This window comes from Methylobacterium sp. WL19, assembly GCF_008040005.1.
In the GTDB taxonomy this organism is placed as follows: Bacteria; Pseudomonadota; Alphaproteobacteria; order Rhizobiales; family Beijerinckiaceae; genus Methylobacterium; species Methylobacterium bullatum.
This window is the reverse complement of the sequence record NZ_VRVC01000298.1, coordinates 1-698: the sequence shown is the minus strand read 5'-3', so window position 1 is coordinate 698 and position 698 is coordinate 1. Positions and strand designations below refer to the sequence as shown.

General features: G+C 63.9%; 1 pseudogene. It reads right to left on the bottom strand.

Annotated features, from left to right (window positions below):
• A pseudogene (locus tag FV220_RS25200) lies at positions 1-629 on the bottom strand (hypothetical protein); the annotation flags it as partial.
• Between the last annotated feature and the right edge of the window lie 69 nt (positions 630-698).

Here is a 698-nt window from a genome sequence, read left to right as displayed (position 1 = left end):
TCGCCGCCGCGGCTGTGGCCCATCATGCCGACCTGCGACAGATCCATCGTTCCGCGCGGGTTGAAATTGAGCGTCGCCGGAGGCGGGATCTGGCCCGTCCCCCGGGTCCAGTCGGACAGGAGGGCGAGGTGCCTCAGGACCAGCCGTCCCCGCATCAGGTTGAGGCCGGCATCTCCCGGTATGCCAGCGGCCGACGTGATTCCGCGGTTGGCGTTGATCGACACGACGATGTAGCCCCAGGAGGCGAGTTCCTTGGCCAGATACTCGTAGCCCAGGTGGTTCGGCACCACGACCTCGCCCGCCTCGCACTTGCCCGTCTGCGTATAGCTGGACCCGTAATCGACACGGACCTGGAGTTCCTTGTCGAAGGTACCGCAAGTGCCGTGGTTGCCATGGAGGAATACCGCGACCGGGAGCGGTCCGTCGGACAAGGTCGTGGGCCTGTAGACCTCGGCCCAGAGATCGACCTTGCGGTCGGAGGCGACGAGTGGCTCGTCCCGACCGGCGAAACGGTACGACCCCGTAGTGACCGCGAAAGGACCGTCCGCAGCCTCGACGACCGTTGGAAGCGCGGTACATGCCGACGCAAGTGTAAAGACTGCGGATTGCAGCAAGGACTTCAACGACACAGGTTGGTCTCCAAACGACGAGAAAGCTACAGAGATGACGAGCGGGGCGGGTGGCGGTTATGTTTTATT